Source organism: Acetobacter pasteurianus subsp. pasteurianus LMG 1262 = NBRC 106471, from assembly GCF_000285275.1.
GTDB lineage: Bacteria > Pseudomonadota > Alphaproteobacteria > Acetobacterales > Acetobacteraceae > Acetobacter > Acetobacter pasteurianus.
The window spans coordinates 1-2,077 of sequence record NZ_CADO01000112.1 but is presented as its reverse complement, the minus strand read 5'-3'; the positions used below and the strand labels follow the sequence as shown (position 1 = coordinate 2,077).

1 pseudogene is annotated in these 2,077 nt (G+C 53.2%); it reads left to right on the top strand.

Going from position 1 to position 2,077, the window contains the following annotated elements:
- Positions 1-2,077 (top strand): annotated as a pseudogene (locus tag APA10_RS11740) (phage tail protein); the annotation flags it as partial.

The window sequence follows — 2,077 nt, the reverse complement described above, 5'->3', positions numbered from 1 at the left end:
GCAGGATAACCTGAGCATGATACAGGCCCAAACCGCCAGTATCGGCCAGAATGCGGATGAGCGTTCTGTTGCGTTGGCCCGCATGCAGGCGGAAATTCAGGAGCACCGCAAGTTCGGCATCATTCTGCCGCAGGAAGCGCAGGACTATGTTGATCTGAGCACCAAAATTGCTGAGGCTTCTACCGAGTATGAGCACCAGCAACAGGTGATGGATGATTTCACCGGCTCCATCAGCGATATGGCGGATCAGCTTTCTGATGGCGTGGTGCAGGGCTTCATGCAGGGCACATCCAGCGGCATGTCCTTCAAAAGCATGTTGCAGGGTGTGGATGCCTCCATCGCCAGCGTGATTGCACGATTTGCCCTTATCAATCCGCTGCTCAACAGCATTGATGGTGGCACGCGCACCACGCTGGCAGATCTGGGCAATCTGTTTGGTAAAGTTAGAGCAGACAGCAACGCTTCCAGTTCCAGCAGCATTCTGTCCGGATATGGTGAAGGGAACGATATCACATCATCCGGCTGGGCATATTCCCCATGGGAAGCCCTGAATGTGAAAAAACAGGCTGCTGCTCCGGAAGGCAGTGGATCCAGTGGTCAGTCCTGGCTGTCTTCGGTCATTGGCACCAAGATCGGTGGCAGCAATGTCACGATTGGCAGTGTCGGCACAGGGCTTGCAGGCGGCATTACGTTGGGCAGTGCGTTATCCAGCGTAGGTGGTGGATCTTATGGAACCATAGGTTCTCTGGCTGGCACGGCACTTGGCACAGGGCTGGGCGCTGCTTTCTTTGGCCCTATAGGTGCTATGGTTGGTGGCACCGTTCTGGGTGGCCTTGGTGGATTGATTGGCAGCCTGTTTGCCAAAAAACATGCTGTGTGGGACAGCGTTTCCGGTGTGGATGGTCAGCTGGAGATCACGCATACCCATACGCGGCGTGCCAGCGATGATGTCTCATCCGGCCTTCAGGATGATCTGGACAGTATCAACAATGTTCTGGGATACACCGGAGTCACAGCGGATACCGGCCTGATTGGTGAAGTTGGTCATCAGAAAAAAGGAAAGAAATCCAGTTCTACCTCGCTTGAGGATATTCTGCCTGATATCAAACTGAGCAGCTCTGATGCCACGTTCAACATGGCTTTGCAGCAGCTGATGCCAACATCGTTTGACAGTGTCAGTGATTACACGCAGGACATTGAAAGCCTGAAAAGCCTTGCTGACACTTTGGACAGCATGAAGGTGTCTGTCTCAAAGTTTGATGATTCCAGCCATGTCACGGTGGATCATTTTAATGGTTACACAGGGGATATGGCCAAGGCTCTTTCCACTCTGGATGGAAAGACGCTGAGCACGGATGATCTGCAAAGTCAGTTTGAGGCCATTGAGGAGTTTGTCGGCACCACAATGCCAGGGCTTCTGAATGTCACGGCCACAGGTTCCGAAAGCCTGATGCAGCAGGTGGATGATCTGAAGCAGAAATATCAGGACGCGGCCAACACGGCAGCATCCTACGGTCTGGATGCACAGGCATTGCTTGATAAGGGCAATGCCATTGCTGCTGCCATGATTGCCAATGAGCAGACCACGCTTTCGCAATCTGATCAGTCCGTGCAGGCGCGTTATCTGTCTGCCACGGGTGATCAGGAAGGCGCAGATCTGCTCAATCAGCAGGTATCTGCCGCGCAGGAAATCCAGCAGTTGCAGGAAAACTGGCGGGGCTTTCTGGGTGATAACTATGCGGACAATGTGACCTACCAGCAGCAGCTGGCGGATCTTGAAAAGACACAGGCTGCCGAGCGCCTTCAGATACAAACCGAGTATCAGGAAAAGGCTTTAGAGCAGCAGAAAGAATATCAGGATCAGGCCACCGAGCAGGTTTCCAGCGTGTTCAGCAATCTTCTGTCCTACGCAAAAGGGCTGGATACGTCTGATGCCTCGCCATTGTCTGTTGAGGATCAGTACAAGGCCGCTAACGATAATCTGCATACGGATTACCAGGCGGCCATGGGTGGCAATAGCACGGCTCTGGCATCCCTACAGACCGATATGCAGACATATCTGTCCCTGTCCCAGAAA